This is a genomic window from bacterium (assembly GCA_035527515.1).
Lineage (GTDB): Bacteria > B130-G9 > B130-G9 > B130-G9 > B130-G9 > B130-G9.
In genome coordinates this window covers 1-21495 of record DATLAJ010000149.1, presented here as the reverse complement: position 1 = coordinate 21495, position 21495 = coordinate 1, and the positions used below count along the sequence as shown (strand labels likewise).

At 57.1% G+C, this 21495-nt stretch carries 22 protein-coding genes; 14 read left to right on the top strand and 8 right to left on the bottom strand.

Annotation, left to right across the window (positions count from 1 at the left end):
• Nucleotides 1-198: 198 nt before the first annotated feature.
• The gene (gene lysS / locus VM163_12435; GenBank protein HUT04685.1) at nt 199-1788 is read right to left on the bottom strand and encodes a lysine--tRNA ligase; all 1590 of its coding nucleotides are present in this window, start codon (nt 1786-1788) and stop codon (nt 199-201) included.
• Nucleotides 1789-2036: 248 nt separating this feature from the next.
• On the bottom strand, nt 2037-2297 hold the full coding sequence (locus VM163_12430; protein HUT04684.1) for a hypothetical protein: 261 nt from the start codon (nt 2295-2297) through the stop codon (nt 2037-2039).
• A gap of 195 nt (nt 2298-2492) precedes the next feature.
• Between VM163_12430 and VM163_12425 the strand changes: the two genes are divergently transcribed.
• The 11 genes from VM163_12425 (at nt 2493) to VM163_12375 (ending at nt 11549) form a co-directional block, all read left to right on the top strand.
• A complete protein-coding gene (locus VM163_12425) occupies nt 2493-3944 on the top strand; it encodes a hypothetical protein (protein HUT04683.1) in 1452 nt (483 codons plus the stop codon).
• Nucleotides 3941-5779, top strand: a complete 1839-nt coding sequence (locus tag VM163_12420) for an RAMP superfamily CRISPR-associated protein (GenBank protein ID HUT04682.1) — start codon at nt 3941-3943, stop codon at nt 5777-5779. The genes VM163_12425 and VM163_12420 overlap by 4 nt, the downstream gene beginning before the upstream one ends.
• Nucleotides 5779-6240, top strand: a complete 462-nt coding sequence (locus VM163_12415) for a hypothetical protein (protein ID HUT04681.1) — start codon at nt 5779-5781, stop codon at nt 6238-6240. Before VM163_12420 ends, VM163_12415 begins: the two co-directional genes overlap by 1 nt.
• A complete protein-coding gene (locus VM163_12410; protein HUT04680.1) occupies nt 6221-7372 on the top strand; it encodes an RAMP superfamily CRISPR-associated protein in 1152 nt (383 codons plus the stop codon). Before VM163_12415 ends, VM163_12410 begins: the two co-directional genes overlap by 20 nt.
• A complete protein-coding gene (locus VM163_12405; GenBank protein ID HUT04679.1) occupies nt 7365-8348 on the top strand; it encodes an RAMP superfamily CRISPR-associated protein in 984 nt (327 codons plus the stop codon). Before VM163_12410 ends, VM163_12405 begins: the two co-directional genes overlap by 8 nt.
• Before the next feature lie 8 nt (nt 8349-8356).
• Nucleotides 8357-8755, top strand: coding sequence for a hypothetical protein (locus VM163_12400; GenBank protein ID HUT04678.1), 399 nt, complete (start codon nt 8357-8359; stop codon nt 8753-8755).
• Nucleotides 8752-9888 carry an RAMP superfamily CRISPR-associated protein gene (locus VM163_12395; protein ID HUT04677.1) on the top strand — a complete coding sequence of 379 codons (1137 nt, stop codon included), beginning with the start codon at nt 8752-8754 and terminating at the stop codon, nt 9886-9888. The genes VM163_12400 and VM163_12395 overlap by 4 nt, the downstream gene beginning before the upstream one ends.
• The gene (locus VM163_12390) at nt 9876-10256 is read left to right on the top strand and encodes a hypothetical protein (GenBank protein HUT04676.1); all 381 of its coding nucleotides are present in this window, start codon (nt 9876-9878) and stop codon (nt 10254-10256) included. Before VM163_12395 ends, VM163_12390 begins: the two co-directional genes overlap by 13 nt.
• Nucleotides 10253-10876 (top strand): SagB/ThcOx family dehydrogenase, encoded by a 624-nt coding sequence (locus VM163_12385; protein HUT04675.1) that lies wholly within the window; start codon nt 10253-10255, stop codon nt 10874-10876. Before VM163_12390 ends, VM163_12385 begins: the two co-directional genes overlap by 4 nt.
• Nucleotides 10877-11128: 252 nt before the next feature.
• Entirely contained in the window at nt 11129-11353 is a 225-nt protein-coding gene (locus VM163_12380; GenBank protein HUT04674.1) for a type II toxin-antitoxin system HicB family antitoxin, read from the top strand.
• On the top strand, nt 11346-11549 hold the full coding sequence (locus VM163_12375) for a type II toxin-antitoxin system HicA family toxin (protein ID HUT04673.1): 204 nt from the start codon (nt 11346-11348) through the stop codon (nt 11547-11549). The genes VM163_12380 and VM163_12375 overlap by 8 nt, the downstream gene beginning before the upstream one ends.
• A 285-nt stretch (nt 11550-11834) precedes the next feature.
• On the opposite strand, the gene truA is transcribed toward VM163_12375, so the two are convergent.
• Both truA and VM163_12365 read right to left on the bottom strand, forming a co-directional pair.
• The gene (gene truA, locus VM163_12370) at nt 11835-12581 is read right to left on the bottom strand and encodes a tRNA pseudouridine(38-40) synthase TruA (GenBank protein ID HUT04672.1); all 747 of its coding nucleotides are present in this window, start codon (nt 12579-12581) and stop codon (nt 11835-11837) included.
• 132 nt (nt 12582-12713) lie between these two features.
• Nucleotides 12714-14573 carry an NFACT family protein gene (locus tag VM163_12365; protein HUT04671.1) on the bottom strand — a complete coding sequence of 620 codons (1860 nt, stop codon included), beginning with the start codon at nt 14571-14573 and terminating at the stop codon, nt 12714-12716.
• A 132-nt stretch (nt 14574-14705) separates the two neighbouring features.
• On the opposite strand from VM163_12365, the gene VM163_12360 reads away from it, so the two are divergent.
• The 3 genes from VM163_12360 (at nt 14706) to VM163_12350 (ending at nt 17365) form a co-directional block, all read left to right on the top strand.
• Nucleotides 14706-15557: a metal ABC transporter substrate-binding protein gene (locus VM163_12360; GenBank protein ID HUT04670.1), complete on the top strand. Its 852-nt coding sequence runs from the start codon at nt 14706-14708 to the stop codon at nt 15555-15557.
• Nucleotides 15558-15606: 49 nt separating this feature from the next.
• Nucleotides 15607-16419 (top strand): metal ABC transporter ATP-binding protein, encoded by an 813-nt coding sequence (locus tag VM163_12355; protein HUT04669.1) that lies wholly within the window; start codon nt 15607-15609, stop codon nt 16417-16419.
• Nucleotides 16420-16519: 100 nt separating this feature from the next.
• Entirely contained in the window at nt 16520-17365 is an 846-nt protein-coding gene (locus VM163_12350; protein HUT04668.1) for a metal ABC transporter permease, read from the top strand.
• Between the two features lie 34 nt (nt 17366-17399).
• Here the strand turns inward: VM163_12350 and galT are convergent, their stop codons facing one another.
• The 4 genes from galT to VM163_12330 form a co-directional block, all read right to left on the bottom strand.
• Nucleotides 17400-18431, bottom strand: a complete 1032-nt coding sequence (gene galT / locus VM163_12345) for a galactose-1-phosphate uridylyltransferase (GenBank protein ID HUT04667.1) — start codon at nt 18429-18431, stop codon at nt 17400-17402.
• Between the two features lie 156 nt (nt 18432-18587).
• Entirely contained in the window at nt 18588-19736 is a 1149-nt protein-coding gene (gene holA, locus VM163_12340) for a DNA polymerase III subunit delta (protein ID HUT04666.1), read from the bottom strand.
• 130 nt (nt 19737-19866) lie between these two features.
• Complete coding sequence (locus VM163_12335; GenBank protein ID HUT04665.1) at nt 19867-20805, bottom strand: ribonuclease HI family protein; 939 nt, start codon at nt 20803-20805, stop codon at nt 19867-19869.
• Nucleotides 20806-20817: 12 nt separating this feature from the next.
• Nucleotides 20818-21495: C4-type zinc ribbon domain-containing protein (locus VM163_12330; protein HUT04664.1), on the bottom strand; the 678-nt coding region annotated here is incomplete at its 5' end.

The following is a 21495-nucleotide window of genomic DNA, read 5'->3' as shown; positions in this document are numbered from 1 at the left end:
TCCGACGCCAAAAGAACGGCAACATGCGGCTCTCGAAACGCTCTTTGGCATCGCGCACTCGAGGACGCCGAACCATTATCGTCCCACAACTCGACGGAACGCTCCGAGGCGAACCCGAGCCGTTGCTGCTCCGGCGGCACTGTTGATATAATCACGCCACCTAATCCAATTGCGACACCTTTTGGGGTGAACTCTGGTTCAATCTCGTATTCCAAGCTTCGCTAGAGATGCCTCGATCCTATCAGCAGTCCTGCTCTGACCCAGAATTGGGATGAACTGTCCCAGCCGAGGCCCCTGCCGCTGATTCAATATCAGTGCGTAAAGAATCTGGAACATCCTGGGCTGCGGGATTGCAGGCTCCCTTGCGAGGTTGAACACCGTGGTCTGAATCTCCTCCCCCGTGAACTCACCAGACCTCAGGTAGTCCACAAATGACCTGACCGCTTGCAGCTCAATACCTGACAGCTCAACTTCATAAGCGCGCTGAGTGGCAAGGATATCGTCAGCGAACTTGATTGCCTTTTGGACGAGCTCGTCAACAAGTCCTGAACCAACAGACTGGACATCATAACCCGAATCCTCTACACGCGACTGCTCGGCGAGTTTAAGGGCGTATCTCTTGACCACATCAGGGCTCCGTTCACCAAGTGCGGCAACGAGGTTGCAGAGCGTCGCGAAATCCATCCTCCCAGGGTCTGAATCTGGCGGCGACAGCAGCGTCAGAATCTCGTAGGGGTGGCGCTTGTCGGGCTGCCCGAACTCATCTCGCCTCCTGTAGTAATCGGCGGACATCTCAAACGCCTCGTTCACATAGCTCGGCATGCGTGATATGTCGAGCCGCTTGGCCTGCTTTGGCTTCTTGTATAGCATCAGGTGCAGTGAATCTCGTGTGCCGTACTTGAGCCAGAGCGTAGGGTCTATCGCGAAGCCTTTCGATTTCGAGATTTTCTTGCCATCAGCGTCCAGAAACAGCTCATAGACCATCGTTAGAATCGGCGGCCTCCCGAACACCCTGTTCATGATGCGCTTGCCCAGCGAGGCCGATTCAATCAGGTCCTTGCCGTGGATCTCGTAATCCACGTTCAGAGCGAACCACCTGGCGGGCCAATCGATGCGCCAGGGGAGCTTGCCAGCCCCGTTAAGGTAGGAAGTCGTGCCGTGGTGCCCGCATCCGCGGACTGTCCCGAACTCACAGTCGCAAACGTAATCGACGGTCTCGCTATCGACGTTGAACGAGACCACACGCGTCGTGTAGAGCTTGCCGCAACTCTCGCATTTCGCAAAGAAGGGGAACCATCTCGCGCCGATCTCATCGGACAACATCGGAACGACCAGCCTCTTGAGCGCCTCAACGTTATTCATAACCGTCTCGATCGCATTGTTGAACGTGCCACGGGCATACTCCTCGGACGACAAATGGTATTCGCACTTGGCGCCCGCGTCATTGACCATCTCTAGCAGCAGCTTGTGCATGTGCTTGGAGAAGCTCTCGCAGCACTCGAATGGGTCTGGTATCTCGCACACGGGGCGCCCCAGATAGTCCGAAACCCACGCAGGAAAGCCCTCTGGGACCTTTCTGAGCCCGTCCAGATCGTCCAGGAAGGAGATTATGCGGGGCCTGTATCCCAGGTCCTTCATGGCCAGCGCCACGAAGTTGGTCCTGACGATCTCACCGTAAGTCCCGATGTGAGGAGGCCCCGAAGGCCCGAACCCCGTCTCGAGAACTACGTCTTTTCTGCCGCCAAGCTGGCCGATGACTCGCCTCGCCTCGCGATACGGCCAGAGCATTTGTGCGCACATAACCTACACCAGTCAGAGATTCTTCAGTGTTTAGTTGTTAAGTAGGTAATGTTACGGTCGATGCGGTCTCATTTGCAAGGGGTGGGTTGACGAAGAGGTCCGGAGTCACCGAAAAACGCGTCAGGTCAGAAAAGGGGGAAACGCATTGCCTCTGGAGGGAGACATGCTACTTTGCTGAGAATGCCTTGCTTGGGCATTTTGCCCTGGTAGCCCTTAGGTCTATCTCGAGTAGGTGGCTATCTGAGCATAGAAGGCAGGCCATTTGCTACCTCCTGGTAGGCCTTGATCGCCAGCTTCGTCTGCAACATAGACCCAGCAATGCCGTTGCTCGTCTCGGGGGTCAGGATCGATTTCTTTGCGGTCTTCGAGATGTGGACCGTGTCCTCATCAGGTTCGCTCTTCGGTCGGCGTTCATCTCTCTGGACTGTCGCACTTCGGTCGATCTTACGCAGTCTGTCGCCATATACCCTATGGATATATTGCAAGGAAACAGTCATGCCTTCCTCCTTCTCAACAGCAACAACTAGTCTGCAACATCTGCATGTCCACACAACCTCGAGTTATTCTTATCGTAACTTTCCGCTTGATCTTTAGCTGTCAATTGTCTAGTTTTGAGCCCTCGCAAGAGGCCGTGTCTTTCCTCTTGCCGGTGCGCCACTTGAGGCCTTTGAATACTTAATTCTGGTGGATCATTGCTTGGTCTAGCTTACAGCTTGGCAGCACAGCTGCAGCTTACTGACTCCCGAGGATTTCGGCTTCCCAAAGCAGACGCATTCGAGTCGCAATGGCGAGATTTCCGTCTGGAGCTTGAGAATGGACTGGATTACGAGACGATTCTCAATTCGGATGATGTACTCCCTCGCCTGTTTCTGTTGGCTGCTCTATCCTGTAACCCCTCGTTGTGTCCGGTGAACGATCTAAGCTCCAACCTCGAAGAGCACATCATCACCAGACTGTCTGAAGCGCTTTTTGGACAAGGCGCCCCAGCGCCGGTCTGTTTGATCCGATTTCGGATGGACGACGCGTGGGATTACCTCTGCGAGCCGGCGTCCCTAGACGCCGTCCTGGGCGGCGCTTGGCTCTTGAGGGGGGCAATGTCCCTGGACCAGCCGCTCGGACAGCTCAGCAAGCACTGCCATCTGCGAGCCTCGCCCGACGAATCGCTGCTCGTCGCTGCGCGACTTATCGATGATTGCCTCTTGGTGAACACGTGCACGCAGGGGCTAGTGATAGCACCCTCGGGGGCGGCTCCGGCCATGTGCGACGCGATTTCGAGGTTCGTAGCCGTGGCGACGTTGTCATCGTCGGTTTGGTGCAAGAGTATTGAGACCTATCCCATCGAGATAGCCTTCGGGTATCGAGCGAGGGAGAGATGGTTCGGCGATTTTGTGTCCGACGTCGAGCAACATGGCACCGAGGGCCTAGGTATGTTAGGCTTCGAGGTCCGACCGGGCATGGCGCAGGACCAGAATGCGTTATGGAGGGCGTTCGCCAAGAGGAAACAGTTTACGGAACTTGTCAACTTCGCCATGCTTGATCGCCTTTTAGAGCGGCCGGTTGCCCCAGTTCAGAACCGGTACGAGGCGTTCGGCCTGCTGGCACACTGCACAGAGTGCTATGCTCGTCCCGCGAGCTTTAGCCTGTCGGAGGACCGTCGCTTGTGCGAGCCGTGTAACTGGAAGGTCTCTGTTGGCACGAAGCTCGTCGAAAACGCAGAGAGGCTCGATGGCCGGTCCTTTTTGAGCAGCCCGGACAGCCTCGCCGCGGTTTTTGTAGGCTGTGATCCATTCTCTGTGTTTGCCGAGCCATCTTCCGCCCTGGCAGCCATACGCGCCGCACGAGAGCAGCAGAAAGCCGTCGAGGAAGCCTTAAAGGAGGTCGAAAAGTCGCTCTCGAACTCCTGCATCATAAATAGACTCTCTCCGTCTGAGGCGCTGCTAATTGTCAGGAGGGATTATTCTGGCCGATGCCTTGAGATGCTCCGCAATGCTCTCACCCGGCAGCTGGCAGCCGCCGGGACAGGCGGGAGCGCGAATATACGCATGGCCGCTTCCGCAGAGCGGCTCCAGGCGCCTGTTGGCATCCTTGTCCGTGACGCAGTGGCAAGCGCGCTCTCGGGCGACAGCGAGAAGGTTTTGACATGAGCAACAGGGCTCTCATTGAGATTGCACTAACCGTGCGGTTTACGTCTGCCGCTTCGCTTCCATCTTTAGGAATGGGGCATGGAAGGGATCTTCCCTACATATCAGGCTCCACGCTCAAAGGCGCCATAAAGCGCGCCGCGGAGAAGCTTCTGGACCTCAAGGGGATCGCGCACTGCTCTCAAGATGAGAGACTTGAGACGTGCGAGACCAAGCCCTGCCCTATTTGCTCCATTTTTGGCCAGCGTCATGCTCCCGGCAAAGTGGTTTTCGAGGGAGGGACGTTGCTGAGAGAGGCAAACAGCGCCGAAGGAGCGGTGCCGTGGGAGAGGCGTGGCCGGCGTTTTGAGGGTTCAGAACAAGCCGGCTCTCGCCCCGGTGGCGCCACCCGGACGTTCGGGCCGTTCGCATTTGAGGCGAGGCTCGTCGCGCTGCATCCGCTCTCTCCTGATGAGGAGCAGCTCTTGGTTTCGGCAGTGAGGACGGTCCGGACGCTGGGCGGTGGCAAGGCCCAGGGCATGGGCTTCTGCTCACTCGAGGTTAAGATGCGAGAAGCGGGTGAGGCCAAGATGCCTTCCACGGCTGAGGCTCTCGACGGGGATGGCAATGAGGTTGGCATAATCCTCGTCAGCGAAGGGCCGCTGTGCGTGGCTAGGTCACCCGCAGGAAAATGGTATCGACAGACCCTCGACTATCTGCCGGGCCCGGTCGTGAAGGCAGCTTTTTACGAGCAGGTGAAGAGGCTTGAGAACCTGGGCGCCATCGAACCGGAGATGGCAAACGCGTTTGTTGCCCCCTCGGTCTCATTCTCCGACTGTCTGCCGCTCGGCCACAGCGATTCGGTGTCCTTACCCGACAAGAGCTCACCGCTTAAGCCTCTTCTTGTTCTGCCATATTCAGCGATCTGGCCCCGCTCAGAGCCGAACAACGGGGATGAGGTCGGGGACAATCCGCCGGACATGCTTATTCGGGATTTCGTTCTTCGCGAATGTTACGCGAACGGATTGTTTTACGTCGTTCGGCAAGATTCTGACAAGCGAGTTTACGATGCGTTCCGGGATGGCCGGGCGCGCGTCCTCTTCAATGGCAAGCTCGTCTCTGTTAGAAGTGATGTTGCCTCATTCTGCCCAGTGGGAGGGAGTGAGAGAAGAGCCGTTGTGGGAAGCCGTTACACCGTTTTCTTTTTGCATCCCGGAGTCGTGTTCGCCGGGAGCATTAGTAAGCTGCGGCCGATGGCGCAGGAGGCTCTCAAGAGGCTGGCGGCGGAGAAGTTCAGCGTCGGTGCATTGCGCAGCCGGGGTCTTGGTCGGCTCTCATTGAGGCTCGCGGCGCCTCCGGCAAAGGCCAACGTCCGTGAGGCCGTTCTGCGGTTCAATGCAGCGATTATGGCGGAGCTCTTGAGATGGGGAAGACTCTGGGACGGGGCGAGATCGATAGGCGAGGAGATCGAGAGAAAAGGCCGGCTGTTCTTCTCGATCTTGTTTCTGTCTGACCTCGTGCTTCCAAGGTGGTCATTCTGGGAAAGCGGCGACGGGACGGTTCTGGAAAAGCAGTTGTCCGAGGCCGGCATCTTTGCCAAAGAGGTCTTGTCGTATCTGAGGTTTGGTTCAATAGGTGGTTGGAACGCGGCCTGTCAGGCCCCTCGCGGGCTAATGCGTACGATTCAGCGTGGGAGCGTCTGCCTGTTTGAGAGCAGAGCCAGTGGCGCAGCGAAGGAGGAGCTTTGCCGGAAGCTCGAGGCTGCCCAAGACACTGGTCTGGGCCTGCGCACGAGCGACGGTTTCGGCGGGATCGCCGTCTGTAACGACTTTCATACGATTGGATACACCGAGTCGTGATGGACACTGGGTTCCTTCTCTTGAGCGCGGTTGATCGTTTCAAAGGCAGCCTGCAGAGGTTGGCTGAGGCTGTTGCTGAGGAAAGCATTGCCTCCGGAGGGGTCCATTTTTTCAGGAGAGCAGTTCAGGAGCTTTGGCTTTATGCCAGACAGGCCAGCTCCGTCGATGCGGTGATGATGCACTTGACGTCTTCCATAGGCCGCTCTCCCCCTGAGAGGCGATGGCGTCAGCGCGATGTTGGCCAGAAGATTCTCAATGGTCTCAATTCGGAGGTGAGACAAGTATCAGAGCAGATAGCAATCGCCGCCGAGGTCAGTTGGGGTCCTGCAATCTGGCTCATCGCGGCCCAGACGTACTTGTCATATTTGTGCCAATCCCATAGTTTTGATGTAGTAGAAACATCAGGTCCCGAAGGTCCGGAACCAACTGAGGACGAGAGCGATGGTGCAAGTGGATCATAAGTGGATACAGGGCAGTCTTGCCGGGAAGCTGCGGCTTGTCTCTGGATTGCATGTGGGCGGACATCCCAAGTCAGCTGACGGCGTGGTCGTTACTCCATTTGTTCGAGACGAGAGCGGACGGCCTTTCGTGCCGGGCTCGACGTTGAAAGGCGCGCTTCGCTCCCAGGCACAAACGGCCATCAAGAGCGTCGTTGATGGCACAAACGGTGTGATATGGGCCTGCGACTTTCCAGATTCGCTCGAGGATAGCTCTCTTTCGTTCTGCCTTCGCAACGGCCGCGCCTCGAGACCATGCACTGTTTGTGGCCTATTTGGCTCAACTGCCAATCCCGCCCGGGTCGTGGCCCGTGACCTCGACCTTCTCAGTGAATGGTCGGAGTCGCTTGTGCAGCGCCGTTCGACATTGGGCGTCTCCAGAACACTGGGGCGGGGCGTTATGGGCAGCGAGCGGCGAATTGAATTGGCGCCCCCGGGGCTTGTATTTGGCTTTCAGATTCTGGTGTCGGCGCCGCTGGATTGGGAGCTCGGACTGCTTTTTTGGGTTATCGAGAGGCTAGGCGAGGGCTTCGGACTGCTGGGGGGAGGACGGAGACTCGGCCTCGGCCACGTGCAGATGGAAGTCTCTGAGGTCGCTATACAGCGCTTGGGCGAGGGTTTCAGCATCGAGACCGACACCTATACCGCGCGGCCTGCGGCCCCAGCACGGGGTGAGACCGAACCGACCGAGGAACAAGAACTCATAGGTATTCCCAAGCCGAGCACAGAGGACATGGGCGCAGTTTTATACTACTGCCTGAAGTTGATGGAGATGCGAGCCATGCAGGCCGATGCTGGCGAGATAGGTAAGCTGCTCTCCTCTGAGTTCGGGCTCAGCAAGCGACGGCGCAATGAGCTCGGCCTCCCGGAGAAAGTCTCAGAGCTCCTTGATCAAATGGTGGGGGACAAGAAGCTCCAGAAAAACTACCTCGGGCACTACAGCATATCAGCCGACTACGTTCAGCAGCCAGTCTCTCGGCCAAAAGAAGAGGGTGAGCTCGTGAGGCGCCACGATTTGGATGATTTCCGGACGAAGTGTAAGGCTGTGTTGCATCGAGTTTTATTCGAGGGTGCAGAGGTGGCGGACGGTGCATAGCAGGCTTTGCAACAGGGCGGTTTTGGACTTGAGCATTAAGCCCCAGGGGCCGCTGCTCGTCCGAGCGGGGCACTCGGCTTCTGAAGTTTCGCTCCCAATAGAACACAACGTTCAGACACCTCACGGCGCCTCACCTAGCGCTCCTTACATCCCGGGCTCCTCACTTAAGGGCGTGATGCGCAACCACTTCGAGCGCGTTGCTAGGTCGTGTGGGCTGCCGGTCTGTGACCCGTTTTCGGCCTCATCCTGCGCACGACGTGCCCTGGCCAACAGGTCTGCCCAGGTAAGCGATGCGAAGCTCTATTCAGAAGTTCTTTGCGCGGCGTGCAAGGTGTTCGGATGCGAGGCTGCGGCGGGCCGATTCAGCGCGAGCGACGCAATGCCGTCTGAAGACAACCCGCCAAAGCGCCAACTGAGGGCGACGCTGCCGGTCGACCGATTCCTTGGTAGCGGTCGGTCGGCGACAGTAAAGGACTTTGAGCCGGTCGTGGGCGGGGAGTTCAGGACGCGGATCGTGCTCGAGAACTTCGAGCTGTGGCATCTTGCCATGATAGGCATTGTGCTCATGGATGTGGATGATGGGCGTGTGCAGATAGGTGGTCTTCGCTCCAAGGGGTATGGGCTTGTGTCAGTTGGGCTTGATGGGTGTGAGTTCTTCTTTGCCAAGCCTGACCTCCCGACCAACGGAGTTTATGGAATCGGCAGCCTGGTCGGCGACCGCCAGCGCAGAGAGTTCGGCTATATGAGCGATGATTGGCTTCTGCTACGACTGCCCCAGATGTCAGAGCCCGAACCCGATGCAAGCGCTCGCCCCTCAGTGCAATATGACGTTGTCTCCGATCTTTTCGGTCTCAAATACGTCTTGAGCTCGCATGAAGCGATCAAGTTGCTCCTTTCGATGCTGACCAAGAACCTTCTGGATTACGTATCTCGCCATCGGACAGGCGAAAGGGCTGACGATGAGACACCGGGGTAAGTCATAAGATGCCTGGATACGGGCTGTGCAAGACCCTGGTTGGGGACGAGTTCTACCGCAAAGTGTTCGAACTGGAGCAGGCGTTTTGCATTCAGGAGCGGCTCGACCGGGCGGACCTCTCCGAAGGCACGCCATCGGACCTCTTGAAGCGAGGCCGGGTGTTCAACAACGAGGTCGAGCTGCGGTGGGATAACGGCCATTTCGCTATGTTATGGGAAGCAGAAAGCGCGGACAACATACCGTCTGGCACTTCTGTTTTCCATTGTGATGATAGGCCATTTCCGCTACTGTTGTGGCCTGGCAGAGCACCGGACGCTCCTTATCCGCACGGCGCCACCCAGATTATCGCCATCAAATACACCAAGAACGGCGTTTTGCAGTTCATAAGATTCACGGGGGTCAAGTGAGTTCGCACGGACAGAACTCGAGGCGATGGTCGCAGTTGCCGAGGGACCCTAAGGGCTATGATTTTGTGTGGATTCCTTTTGGCAAGACCGTAACGCCGGTGTCCCACGTCTGCAAACTCGCCGCATCCGGATTTGCGTTCTCGGGCAAGATGGAGATCGAGATCAAGACGCTGTCACCTCTGCACATATCGGACGGCACGCTAAGGCTCTCCGAGGAACTCGGCTTCAAGAAGGGATTCGTCGTCAAATCGATCCTGTGCCCCGAAAGCCCGATAATCCCTGGAACCACTCTCAAAGGTGTGGCCAGAACTTACTACGAGGCGATCACCAAGAGCTGCGTGAGCCAATTCCTCAGGCGGATGAAAGCACGATATGTCGAAGACGATAGAGGCGCCTCGAGTCTGCCGCAGGAGCTTGTCAGGCAGATAGTCGCGGCTGGTGGCGAGAAGCGGGGCATGGCGGAGGTCGCGATTCTCCCCGAGTGCTTCGAGCGAATCGAGAGATGTCCCCCGGTGAGAAAGAGGTCCTCCAGGCTTTGTCCAGCTTGCCTCCTGTTCGGGACTAAGGGCTTTGTAGGGAGAGTTGTGTTTTCAGATGCCAGGCTCGTCAGTTCGCCCCAAAAGGGAGAGTTCCTGTATGTTCTGCCCAGCGGCGCACCTCACCTGCATAAAATTGGGCAAGTGAGCGTTGCGCCGGGCACGAGAAGCGCAAAGCTCTTGGTAGAGAAGCTAAAGGGCCGGAAGGTCTATAATGCCAAATACGAGCCTAACACCCCGTCTCAGGAGGCGGAACTGTGGGACTACGTCCCTTCGGGCGCCGTCTTCTCGGCGCAGATAGTCTTTCATGACGTTTCGCTGGCTGAGATGGGCGGCCTCTTCGGGTGTCTCGGGATTGACCGCAAGATGGCGCTTAGTATTGGGGGAGGGAAGTCGTCGGGGCTCGGCAAGATAAGCATCTCTTCAGGGGAGCTCTTAGCCTTTCCATCGGGTCTCATGCAGTGGAGCTCCTTTGAGCAGCGAAGGCCCATGGATGACAGACGCGGCTTTATCAAGCAGTGTAAGGCGTCGTTCATTCGGTCTGTATTTGCTTACCCTAAATCTTATGAGATGCTCAAGAAAATATGTGCAGTGTAAAGGCCAAGCTATTCGACGAAGTCCAGCCACAGAGGCGGGCCGAGGTTGTGAAGGCAGTCGCCATGCGACTCGCCAGCGCCAGGGTTGGTCCGGACGAGTTGGCTGGGACGATTCGGTATGTGCATTGGACGAGGGATGTTAAATGCGCAAGGGAGGTCTTGAGGCGTTTCTCGCGGGGCAGGAGATACTTCGGTCGCAGCTTGTCATTGAAACGTCAGCAGGCAGCGATCGAGAGGGAGTTTTTTGCTATACTCTCAGTTTGCAGGGATGTTGATGACTTGATGGTGCTGGGCATGCAGGTCGCTCAACTTATCCCGTATTATGCCCAGCAGAGCGAAAAGGATATAGCAATGGAGAAAGTCCGATGAGCGTGGTAATACCTCTGCCAGACATCAGTTATGCCGGTGGGCTTGACCTGAAGAGCGCCATTTACGAGCGCTCTAGCGTGAGGCGCTTTACGAGCCGGCAAATTGCGCTCGGCGCTGTGGCAGACCTCCTATGGTCAGCGCAGGGACATATACGCACGGGGAAGCGGGCTGTGCCTTCAGCCGGCGCGACCTATCCCCTTCAGATGCTACTTGCTGTGGCTGACAATGGTGTCGAGGGACTGTCGTCTGGGCTTTATCAGTATAACCACCATTACGATGTTGACAGGCACAGCCTGCAGCTCCTCCACGACCAATCAGTCATGGGCGAGGTGGCCGAGGCATGTTTTGGCCAGACCTGCGTTAAGGAGGCGATGGCCCTAATCGCAGTTGTCAGCGACAACTCCAGAACTGCCAAGCGATACGGCGAGCGTGCTGAGAGGTACGTCGCGATGGAAGCGGGCCACGTTGGCCAGAACGTATCGCTCATGGCCCTCTCGCTCGGACTCGGCGCTGTCATGGTCGGCGCATTCAAGGACGACGAGGTTGCCCGAGCGCTCCGCCTCCAGGACGGTCTCAGGCCCTACTATGTTATTCCGGTTGGCCACCCTTACTCCGAATAGGTCGCCCCAATTGTCCTCTTGGGGATTGCGGACTGCGAATTGAAAGTCGTGCTTCCTTTGTGGTTTCGCTAATCTTCGTGGTTCTTCGTGTCCTTCGTGGATTCCTCGTTCCGGCCTGGCAACGAGATCGAGCGCCTGGTCTATGAGCTCTACGGCCTGACAGAGAAGAAGGCTATTGCCGATTCAGCGGGTTGTATGTTATGCTTCGCGCTCGGAAAAGGCGCTGCCAACGATCATGGGAGGAGTCGCGGGATGTCGTACAAGGTGAGTATTGTGATCGAGAAGGATGAGCACGGATACTATGCATACTGCCCAGAACTCGACGGATGCCAGTCCCAGGGAGACAGTCTGGACGAGATTGTCCACAACATACGGGAAGCCGTCGCGCTTTACGTAGAGACGTTGTCGGAGGAGGAGAGGAAGGACCTGTTGAGCAAGGAGATATTGACGACGTCCGTCGAGGTTACTGTTGCCTAGACTGCCTCGAGTCACTGCTCGAAAGGCCGAGCAGCTGCTGCTGAGGAACGGTTTTCGGTTTCTCCAAAGCAGAGGAAGTCATCGCATCTATATGAAGGGAAAGAGGAGGATCGTTGTCCCGTTTCATTCAGGGAAGACCCTTCACCCCAAGATCATCAAGCGGATCCTTGGGGTCCTAGACCTAAGTACCACGTGAGCTGAACCTGAGTAGGCTCTCAGCCTTCGGCAGCCCCCGCAAGTTTTCCTGGTTGTGAATTGTGCTCTGTTTACGTCGAGGCATGACGCTCTTCGGCCTTTCACGGTCGGCTGGTGGAGGGTGGGGCGGATGCTTTCGTTGCACAGGCGGCTTTCTGAGGTGCGGACAAACGACGAGACTGCGAATTGAAAGTCGTGCTTCCTTTGTGGTTTCGCGAATCTTCGTGGTTCTTCGTGTCCTTCGTGGATTCCTCGTTCCGGCAGACGGGGATTCGCGGCCGGCCTCTCAAGGCCACTCTGGGTACTTCACCTCAGCAAGGAAGAGGCCGCGGGCTGGCGGAAGATTCCAGGGCCGTGCCGAGCTATCAACGGCGCTCGGAGACTCAGCAATCCTACGGACGATCGCAGGGGCGAGTCGGCCCTTACCGACCTCAAGGAGTAGTCCGACCATGTGCCGCACCATATTGTGCAGGAAAGCATTCGCCCTGAAGATGAGATGCACCCAGGGACCGTCCATCACCAGGCTCGCCTCCATCACTGTCCGCACGGTCGTGTCCCCCTTCCAGTCGCTTGAGCAAAACACTGCAAAGTCGTGCCGGCCGACGAAGCCGCCTATCGCCTCTTCGACTAGTCCGGCGTCGAACCGGTGGCAGACGTGATAGCAATATCGCAATGAATAGACGGGCGGTGGGGCCTCCGAGCAATGAAGCACATAGCAGTAAGTTCTGGACGAGGCGCTGAAACGGGCGTGGAAGGTATCGGGCACTTTTCTCGCCTCAAGCACGACGACCCCATGCTGCGTCAGGCGGTTGTTCAGGATCCGAGGCAGCCTTTCAGGTGGGATGAGGGTGTCTGCGTCGAAATGGGCGACCTGCCTCAAAGCGTGGACGCCAGCGTCGGTTCTGCCCTGTCCGAAAAGCCTCAGGCCGGGCGCCGAGAGAACCTCTCTGAGGTGCCGCTCCAGCAGGTCCTGCACGGTGCCGCCCTCGGGCTGGCTCTGCCAGCCACGAAGATCGGTGCCGTCGTACGCCAAGTCAATCCTTATGCGCACGGGTCAAACCCTGGGGGAGTTCGTTCAAAGCAGAATGCCCACCACAGAGACACAGAGAGAAGAATCTAGCCAGTGATAAAACTGGCATTAAGTTTTTATGGTTCTCAGTTCCCTTCATTTGTGTTCATTCGCTCCCACTCGTGGCACCGCATTCTGGGTGGTTGTTCCCTTCTTGGCGGCGAGCTTCGCCAAAAGTGAATGGTCGGGGTTGACGAAGACTGTTTGAAAACTCATGTAGATGACCTTGCCTGGAACAGTGCCTTTCGGCTTTTTCACCTGCGAGCGAGGAGTGTAATCGACTGGGACATGCTGCGAGTTTCTCGCCTTGCTGTGCAGTGCTGCGATGATCGCTGCCTCCTCGATCGTGCGTTTGGGTATCGGCGAGCTGCGGTTGGCACGCCAGACGATGACATGCGAGCCCGGAATCCCTTGGGCATGAACAAAAAGGTCGAACGGCCGGGCCGTCTTCAGCGTGAGGAGGTCGTTTTCTCTGTTGTTTCGCCCAACTAGTATCTCGAACCCCTCTGACGAGACGAATCGCCTGAACTGCTGCCGCTCTTCCTTAGGCAATGGCCTTGCCACTCCACTGACGACCTCATCGTGTTTTCGGCGTGTGATCATGCCCACGCGCAGTAGCTCATCGGCAATTTCCTGCAAGCACAAAATGCCCTCGCAGCCCTCGATTTGCAGCAGCAGCCCCTCGAAATAGGCGATCTCATCGCGGGCGCTTGAGACCAGATTCGCGCTGTGAGCGAGCCGCCGTTTCGCTTTCTTGGCCTTCTTGAACGACACATCAACATTTGCCCAGGGTGAAAGCGAAGCGTTGAGCTCGATTGTTACGGCGCACTGCTCATTCGAGAAGACGTCCTGCACCTCGATGCTGGCCATACCTTTTTGGGCTCTTTGGACATTCATTTTCAGAAGCTCGCCCTTCTGAAACAGGCGAGCCACATCTTCCTTATCGACCGCCTCAGCCTCGATCTTCGAAAGCCTCCGTTTGGCTTTTGCGAGCCTGGATTTCACCATCTGAAGAAGAAGCCGACCCATCTTCACAAGCGCTGTTGCCTGCTCCACGTCCCTGAAAAAGGCCTCAGCTGCATCGGCCATTGACTCAAACCGCTCCACCTCCCAACCGTGCTTCTGGATGAGCGGAAACGGGCAGAGCAGCGATTTGGTTGTCTGAAACGCGACGCCGTCCGCACGAGGCGCGGAGTTAGTTAGGCCGTCGGATGCCTCCCTCATGATGCACGGCTCGAACTGTTCGCCGCTGATTTTCGCCATGATCGACAGGAATGCGTCCGCTGCCGAAGCAAGAGCGTCCTTGCCGTGGGATGACTCCTCAGCTCTGGCCTTGATCTCACGGGCGATTGTCGGCGAGACCCCAGCGAACTGCGAGAGGATGCGCTTTTCAAGCCGCGTGTCTGGGTCATTCTCAAGAGCTCTCGTGACCTCGTCCTTGGTTGCGGCGAGGGGGTTGGCGCCCTGGGATGCTGGAGGGGCTGTGTATTCGGTCCCGGGCAGAACAGGCCTCGTCCGGGACATCGCCTCGGTAACGTGCTTGCCGGCCGCGATGATCTCCCGCGATTGCCTATCAACTAGGACCAGGTTGCTGTTCTTGCCCATGAGCTCAGCTATCAGCGTGAACTCGAGCGGATTGCCCTTCAGGTCGAGGTTCACTAGCTCAAAAGTTACGACGCGCTCGAGCGACTTCATCAATATGCTTGTGATCTTGGCGCCCAGGATGTGCCGCGAGAGTGTTCCCACAAATGGGCTTCGCCCTATCTTTTGCGGCTTTATGCGTGTTGGGTAGAGCCTGAACAACGAGGCGTCCCAGGAGATGATGAGGAACAGCACGCTGATGCCCCTTTTCCTGATTGTGATAAAGATGCTTTTGGAGTCGCAGAGCTCGACCGAGAGCACCTTTCCGTCTATGAGGTTCTTTCTCAGCCAGCAGTAAACTCCTCGCAATACCACCGAATCCAATGTGCATCGTCTCCTTTGTGCTAAGCTCTGCTTCAAGCTCTTGACATATTCAGTATAATTACAGCAGAAGCTGCTTTGAGTAAACTGGATTGGGAGCTCAGTTAAGTGTTGAGGAGAACGCCAGTGGACGTAGCTCGCTTGCTCATCCTTCTGTTTTCGCTCGTGTATATGGGTGGGTCAGGTCTTGCCGGGCCGCTGAGAGTAACGGCCTCGATCCTCCCCATAGCGGATTGGGCCCGCAATGTAGGTGGCGATCGGGTGAGCGTCAGTTGTGTGCTTTCTGGCGGCTCGAGTCCGCACACGTTCACGCCATCCCCGTCTGACGTGTCAAAGCTGGCAAGGGCCGACGTATTCATGATGGTCGGTGTGGGGCTCGAGGAGTGGGCGCAGGACTTCATAACTGCGGCTGGCAGACGTGGCCTGACTGTTGTGAAGCTCGGCGAGCGGATCGGCTTTAAGGAGGGCGCAAACCCCCACGTATGGCTTGACCCGAGCCTTGCCATGAAGATGGTTTTTGAGGTGGCAAGAGCGCTTGGCAGCCTTGACCCAGAATCGCGCACGCTTTACGAGAAGAATGCAAGGCTCTATGCCCGCAAGATCGAATCGCTCGACAGTCGCTTTGCCCCGAAGTTTGCGGCGCTTGGGCAGAGGTCTGTTGTGCAGTTCCATCCCGCCTTCACGTATCTTCTGCGCCGGTATGGAGTCGGCGTACTTGACGTCATCGAGCCTCATCCGGGCAAGCGGCCCAGCAGCAAGCATTTACAACAGATCATCTTGCAGCTACGCAAGCAGCCGAGGCGCGTCGTGCTGATCGAGCCTCAGCTCTCCTCAAAGGCGGCGGTCGCGGTCGCGCGCGAGGCCGACGCCTCGCTTGTGCCCCTTGACCCGCTTGGCGACTTGACAGTGGCGTCTCGGAGCACATATCTGTCGTTGATGGAGTTCGATTTGAACACGTTGCTCAGGAGTCTGAGGTAACCGCTGTGGGAAGGCGGAAGGATGAAGGCGGAAGGATGAAGGATGAGGGATGAAGGGCGAGAAGTTCGGCGCTGATACCACGCCGCTGATTCAGGTAAGAGACATGAGTTTCTCGTATGCGGCCGAGCTCGAGCCAACCTTATACGGCATCACTTTTGAGCAAAAACGAGGCGTTTTTCTGGCGTTGATCGGGCCGAACGGTGGCGGCAAGACGACCTTTCTGAAGCTCTTGCTGGGCGAGCTAGTGCCTAATTCAGGCTCCGTGCTCGTGTTCGGGCGGCCGGCGCCCAAGCTTGGGCGGCTGCGCGCTAAGATCGGCTACGTGCCGCAGAAGGCGCATTTTGACCCGTCGTTCCCAGCGTCCGCCCTTGACGTTGTCCTGATGGGCTCTTATTTCGAGACTGGGCTTCTGCGCAGGGTCAGCAAGTCCAAGAAGGAGCGGGCACAAAAGCTGATGGCACGCTTCGGGATCGCTAGCCTTGCGAGAAAGCAGATCGGCAAGCTCTCCTACGGCCAGCAGCAGCGGACGTTCATCGCAAGGGCGCTTATGCCCTCGCCGGAGCTATTGATACTCGACGAGCCGACAGTCGGCATCGACACGGACGGCCTCGCGCTCTTCTACGAGCAAGTGTCCCAACTCAATCGCGATCTCGGCATGGCGATCGTGATCGTCTCACATGACATCGCCCAGGTCGCTGACCACGTTGATGAGATCACATGCCTCTTCCACACGATGCACTGGCATTCCAAGTCGGAACTCGTCAACGAGAAAGTCCTTGAGGCGGCTGGCGTCTGCGAGCTCGATGCCTATCTAAAGGAGCATTTGAGGCACATAAACGAGTTCCACAGGGAGAAGAAATGATTTACAGAAGCCGCAAAGCTGCGGGTTTCGCCCAATCAAGCGCCTTGCCGAGCTTGATGCTTTTTTCGATCGTTCAGCTCAAAGTCTGGGGATAGCGCTCGTGGGCGCCGACATCTCCTTCGTTGAATCGCTCAGGACGTTTGAGTTCATGCGACACGCCTTCCTGGCCGGGCTGATCGTCGGGTTCACGTGCTCGGTCCTCTCTGTGTATGTGGTGCTCAAGCGGCTTGCCTTTATAGGCCAGGGCATCTCGCACTCGGCGTTCGGGGGACTCGCACTCGGGCTGTTTCTGTTCGAGGAAAGCGCTGCTGCTGACGTCAAAGTGGATGCCGTAACTCTTGTATTCTGCCTCGTGGTCGCTGTCCTCATCGGTTGGGCAAGTCGTGGCAGGCGCATCTCCGCCGATTCAGCGATAGGGATATTCTTCGCGGTCTCGATGGCCATGGGCGTCATCTTCATCGCGCTCAGGAAAAGATACACCGGAGAGGTCTTTAGCTACCTGTTTGGGAACATCCTGGGCGTCAGTTCAGGCGACATCATTGTCATCTCCGTCCTGGCAGTCCTCGTGCTCGTCGTCGTCATCGCCTTCTTCAAGGAGATATTCTTCTTCTGTTTCGACGAGCGACTGGCCACTGTCAGCGGGCTGCCCACAACCTTTCTTCACTACCTACTGCTGATACTCATCGCACTTGCTATCGTCATCTCGATCAAGGTAGTCGGCATCATACTCGTCTCGGCATTTCTGGTGATCCCCGGCGCAACGGCGAAGGTCCTGCAAGTCAACTACAAGAAAATGCTCGTCATCTCCGCCGTTGTCGGAACCGCGTCATCGCTCATCGGCCTCTACGCCTCGTATCGGCTCGAGATACCCTCCGGAGCGACCATAGTGCTCGTTCAGTTTCTCGCCTTGATGCTCGCGATGGTCTTTCGCAAGGTCAGGGCGTAGGACTGTGAACGAGCTGTAACTTATCGGCTCCAATCTACGACTGGTTAATAGCTTGCCTAAGCTGCGCCGCGTTCGCCTCGACATCGGACGGATTGACGAATACGTCTATGCCGATCTCTGTCCCAGAGAGATGTTTACGCGTTTTGCTGTCGGCGTGGGCAGGATAGAACTCAACGTGGAAGTGATAGGCGGAGTAGTCGCCGCCGTCCGTGGGCGCTTGGTGGAAGGCCATGATGTATGCTGTCCTGAAACCGAACAGGTTATCTAACCCTCGGACCAGATTCTGAAGCATCTCGCCGAACGCCCTCCGCTCAGCCTCATCTAAATCGACTATGGAGCTCAAGTGCCGGCGAGCTATTACGTGCGCCTCGAACGGGAACCGTGCGAAGTAGGGAACGATGCAGATGAAGTGGTCGTTCTCGGCCACGATGCGTTTACGATTGCGCAGCTCCTCCCGAACCATGTCGCACAGAAGGCAGCGGGACCGAGCCGCGAAGTAGCGACGGCATGACGCGATTTCCTGCTTGATCTTAGCGGGCACGAACGGGAAGGCATAAATCTGGCCGTGCGGATGGTGAATAGTAACTCCAACGGCCTCACCGCGGTTCTCGAAGATGAAGACATACCTAATGGCTTTTCGAGAGCCGAGCTCCTTCGTGCGGTCTTGCCAGCACCGGACGAGTTTCTCCACATGCCAGTCGGGCAGGTCGTAGATGTTTGCGTCGTGAATGGGGCTGTAGAGAATCACCTCGCACGCGCCGTGGGAGGGCATGCTGACGTAGAGGCTGGGTGCGTCATCGGTTGACGGTCCGGAGGGGCCGGCCCAGGGGTCGGAAGGCGAGGTCAGAGACATCGACGGGTAGTCGTTCTGATACACGAACACGTCGTAGTCTCGAGGGGTTTGCCCTACGCCGGGGCAAAAGGGACAGGAGTCGCTCGGAAAGACGGGTCGTTTCATTCTCTCAGCCGCCACGACCACCCACTCGCCCGCTATTGGATTGAACCGCATCTCAAACATGGGCGGGATTATACGCCGAGGCGATGCTGATGCGAGAGGCAATCTCACATCCGGCTGCCCCTCGATTGAAGAGGCTGTCCCATAAAGGGGCCAGGCGTGTTTTTTGTAGGGGCGATTCACGAATCGCCCACAATATGTTGTGGCACTGAGGTCGAGCGGCTCGTGAAGCGCCCCTACCGGACTGCTATGTCCTTGTTTGGTCAATCACGAGGAGGGCGCAGCAAGGTCGAGCACTAGGCTGCGCACAAGCTGGCTGGCCGGGGCGAGGCTCCGCTTTATTGCCGCATCTGTCTCGGAGACCTTGACCAGCGCCGCAGCGAGCTCCTTGTGGCTGAACTTGGTCGCCATCTGAAGCGACTTGTGTATCACGAACGGGTTTCTTGTCAGGAGGTTTGTGGGCCCCGACCCGAACATGGGCACAAGCCCAACCAGCTCTTTCATCATCCCATCACGGAACCTAAAGAAGCTCATGGCCGACACTTGGGCCTCGTCCAGGTGCCGCGAGAGCAGGACCCTTGCCTGCAAGAGATACCGAAACTGGCTGGCCAGGCTCTGAACGATGAACAGAGGCGGCGTGTTCTCCCGAAGCAGATTGGCCAGGGTCTCGAAGGCCTGGCCAACGTTCTTTCTAGCGACCGCATCTGCCAGCTCGAACGACGCGCGCTGCCTAGCGGCGGAGACAATGGCATCGACATCCTTAGCGTCTATTCTGTTCTTCTCGCCCACGAAAAGACACAGCTTCTCAAGCTCGCTGCATATCGTTCTTAGGTCTGTCCCGACGCTGTCCTTAAGCGCAAGGAAGGCATCCGAGGTTATGGTCTTGCCGCTTCGGGTTAAGAACTCCCCCACAAAGGCAAAAAGCGGGTCGCGCTGAACTTGCATCCCGGGGAAGCTCTTGATCTTGGGGAAATTCAAAACAACGGCGTTCTTGAGGCTTTTGGCGAAGGCAGCGACAGGCGTGCCCGACTCGCAGACCGAGAGCACACAGAACTTCCCTTTGGGCAGGCCAGCCCCAAGCCTGCCGGCAAAGTCCAAGACCTCCTTTTTCTTTGAGGCGCCCTTCCCGGCCACAGCAGTAAAGTCACGCACCAAGACGACTTTGTTCGATGAGAACAAGGAGCTGCTCAGAAGCTCGCTCAGGATCGCCCTCAGGTCCTCCACGCCGCCCGGCACCTCGACGAGCTCCGCCGCCTCGCCCAGCCGGCGTTTGAGTGCTTCCGTAATTCGCTCTCTCGCCTCGGTAATTAGGAACTCCTCCTCACCGTAAAGGAAAAGGACTGATGGCGCCTTGCCTGCTTCGATAGCAGACACCACGCGCCCGATCTTCTCGATTTGTGAAGGTTCAGCGCTCATCGCACGCTCCAACTGTCGTTGTCAAGCGGCATCGAAGGCACAGACCACGGTCGAGGACCCCTTCGATCAAGCCCTGCAAGCGCCGCAAATAGGCGGCTTCCTCCCCTGCTACCTTGCCAAGACCAACGTGTCATTGGTCGCGAGCCTCAGGCTGATCGTTCCCTTCAGACTTAGCGGGCTCTTTCCTCTCTTTCTCCTCTCTCATATAATCCTTTATCGTCTCTGACACCATCCTGCGAGCCACCTTGTTTGAGTCGCGCGAGATGGTCTGCATCGCAAACTTCCCAAAACTCTCAAGAGCTTTGATGCACTCCGAGTACGGTTTCTTGAGGCTCTCGCTCTTCACAGCGAACTGGCCAGCCAGCTGCTTGACGACGAGGTCGTTGTTCGACCGGATGAGCAGCTTCGCAAGTCCGAGCGACCGAGCCTTCTTGGCCGCGAGGTAAATGGCCGCATACTCGGCGATATTGGGCGATCTTGCACCGACGTATCTTGAGCTTATCGCAAGGACCTTGTTGTCGGGAGTTACTATGACAAAGGCGGCAGCAGCGTGCCCGAAAACTCCCTTGGAGCCACCCGCCACGTAGATGATTCCATCCGGCTTGAAGCCACTCTTGGGGGCGGCCGAAACCTTCTTTAGTCGAGCCTTGATGACGCCTTGCACCATCTTGTCAGCCTCTTTGTTTCTGTCCCGCGGAATGTGCTCGATACGGAACTTGTCAAACTCCTCGATCTTTTGTTTACAGGTCAGGTAAAGGTCTCTGAGCTTCGGGTTCTTCACCCTATAACGGCCGCTCAACTGCTTAACGACAAGATCAGAGTCGGAGCGAACCAAGATGGTCCTTATGCCGAGCTCGTGTGCCCGCGACAGCGCCTCAAGGACGGCAGTGTATTCTGCGATGTTGTTGGTCGCACGGCCGATGTATTTGGCCTTCTTGGCGATCGTGGTTTTCTCATCGGACGATTTTATCAAGAATGCAATTGCCGATGGCCCGGGGTTGTCGTGAGAACCACCATCTACATATATGTGGGCCGGCCCGTGGCCAGGAGGGCTTTCAGCGAGAGTCATCAACCCTGGCGCCTATCGGGACTTCTTGGCGTCCTGTTTTGCATTGTAATACAATATCCTCGAGCAGCTTTCGCACTGCACAATCGTGTCCCCACGCCTTATCTCATCAAAGACCTGCGGGCGAATCCTTGTGTAGCAACCCTGACATATTCCGCCCGTCGCTGCCACTACCGCAACACCGTCCCTCGCCTCTGCTATTTTTTGAAACCTGGCAAACAGCCCAGACGAAATCCTGGCCCTTAACCTCTTGGCGCGAGCGGTGATCGTTTTAAGCTGCTTCTCGATCTTCTCCAGCTCTTGGGCCCGCTCGCCTATTCTGTTGTCATTCTCGGTCTTTACTCGCCTATGGGCCTCCTCTTTTTCTGCCTGTCGCTCCCGCAGTTGCTCCATCTCTTCCTCTACATGGAATATCTGCTCCCCGATCTCCTCATTCATCCGCTTGAGACTATCAATCTGTCTCAACATCGCCGCGTATTCGATGTTCGTCCGCACAGTCAGAAGCTGTGTTTGATACTGCGTGAGCTTCTGGTCTCTGTCGTTTATCTCGTTTTCGTAGCTTCTTCGCTGCGATTCGAGGCTCTGCTCCAGCTTCACGGTCTGCTCGATCTCCTCCTCGTATCGGTCAGTTTCGGCTTGAATGAGATCAATCTCTTGCGGGATGGCGTTCAGCAACTCCTCTATGTTCCTCTT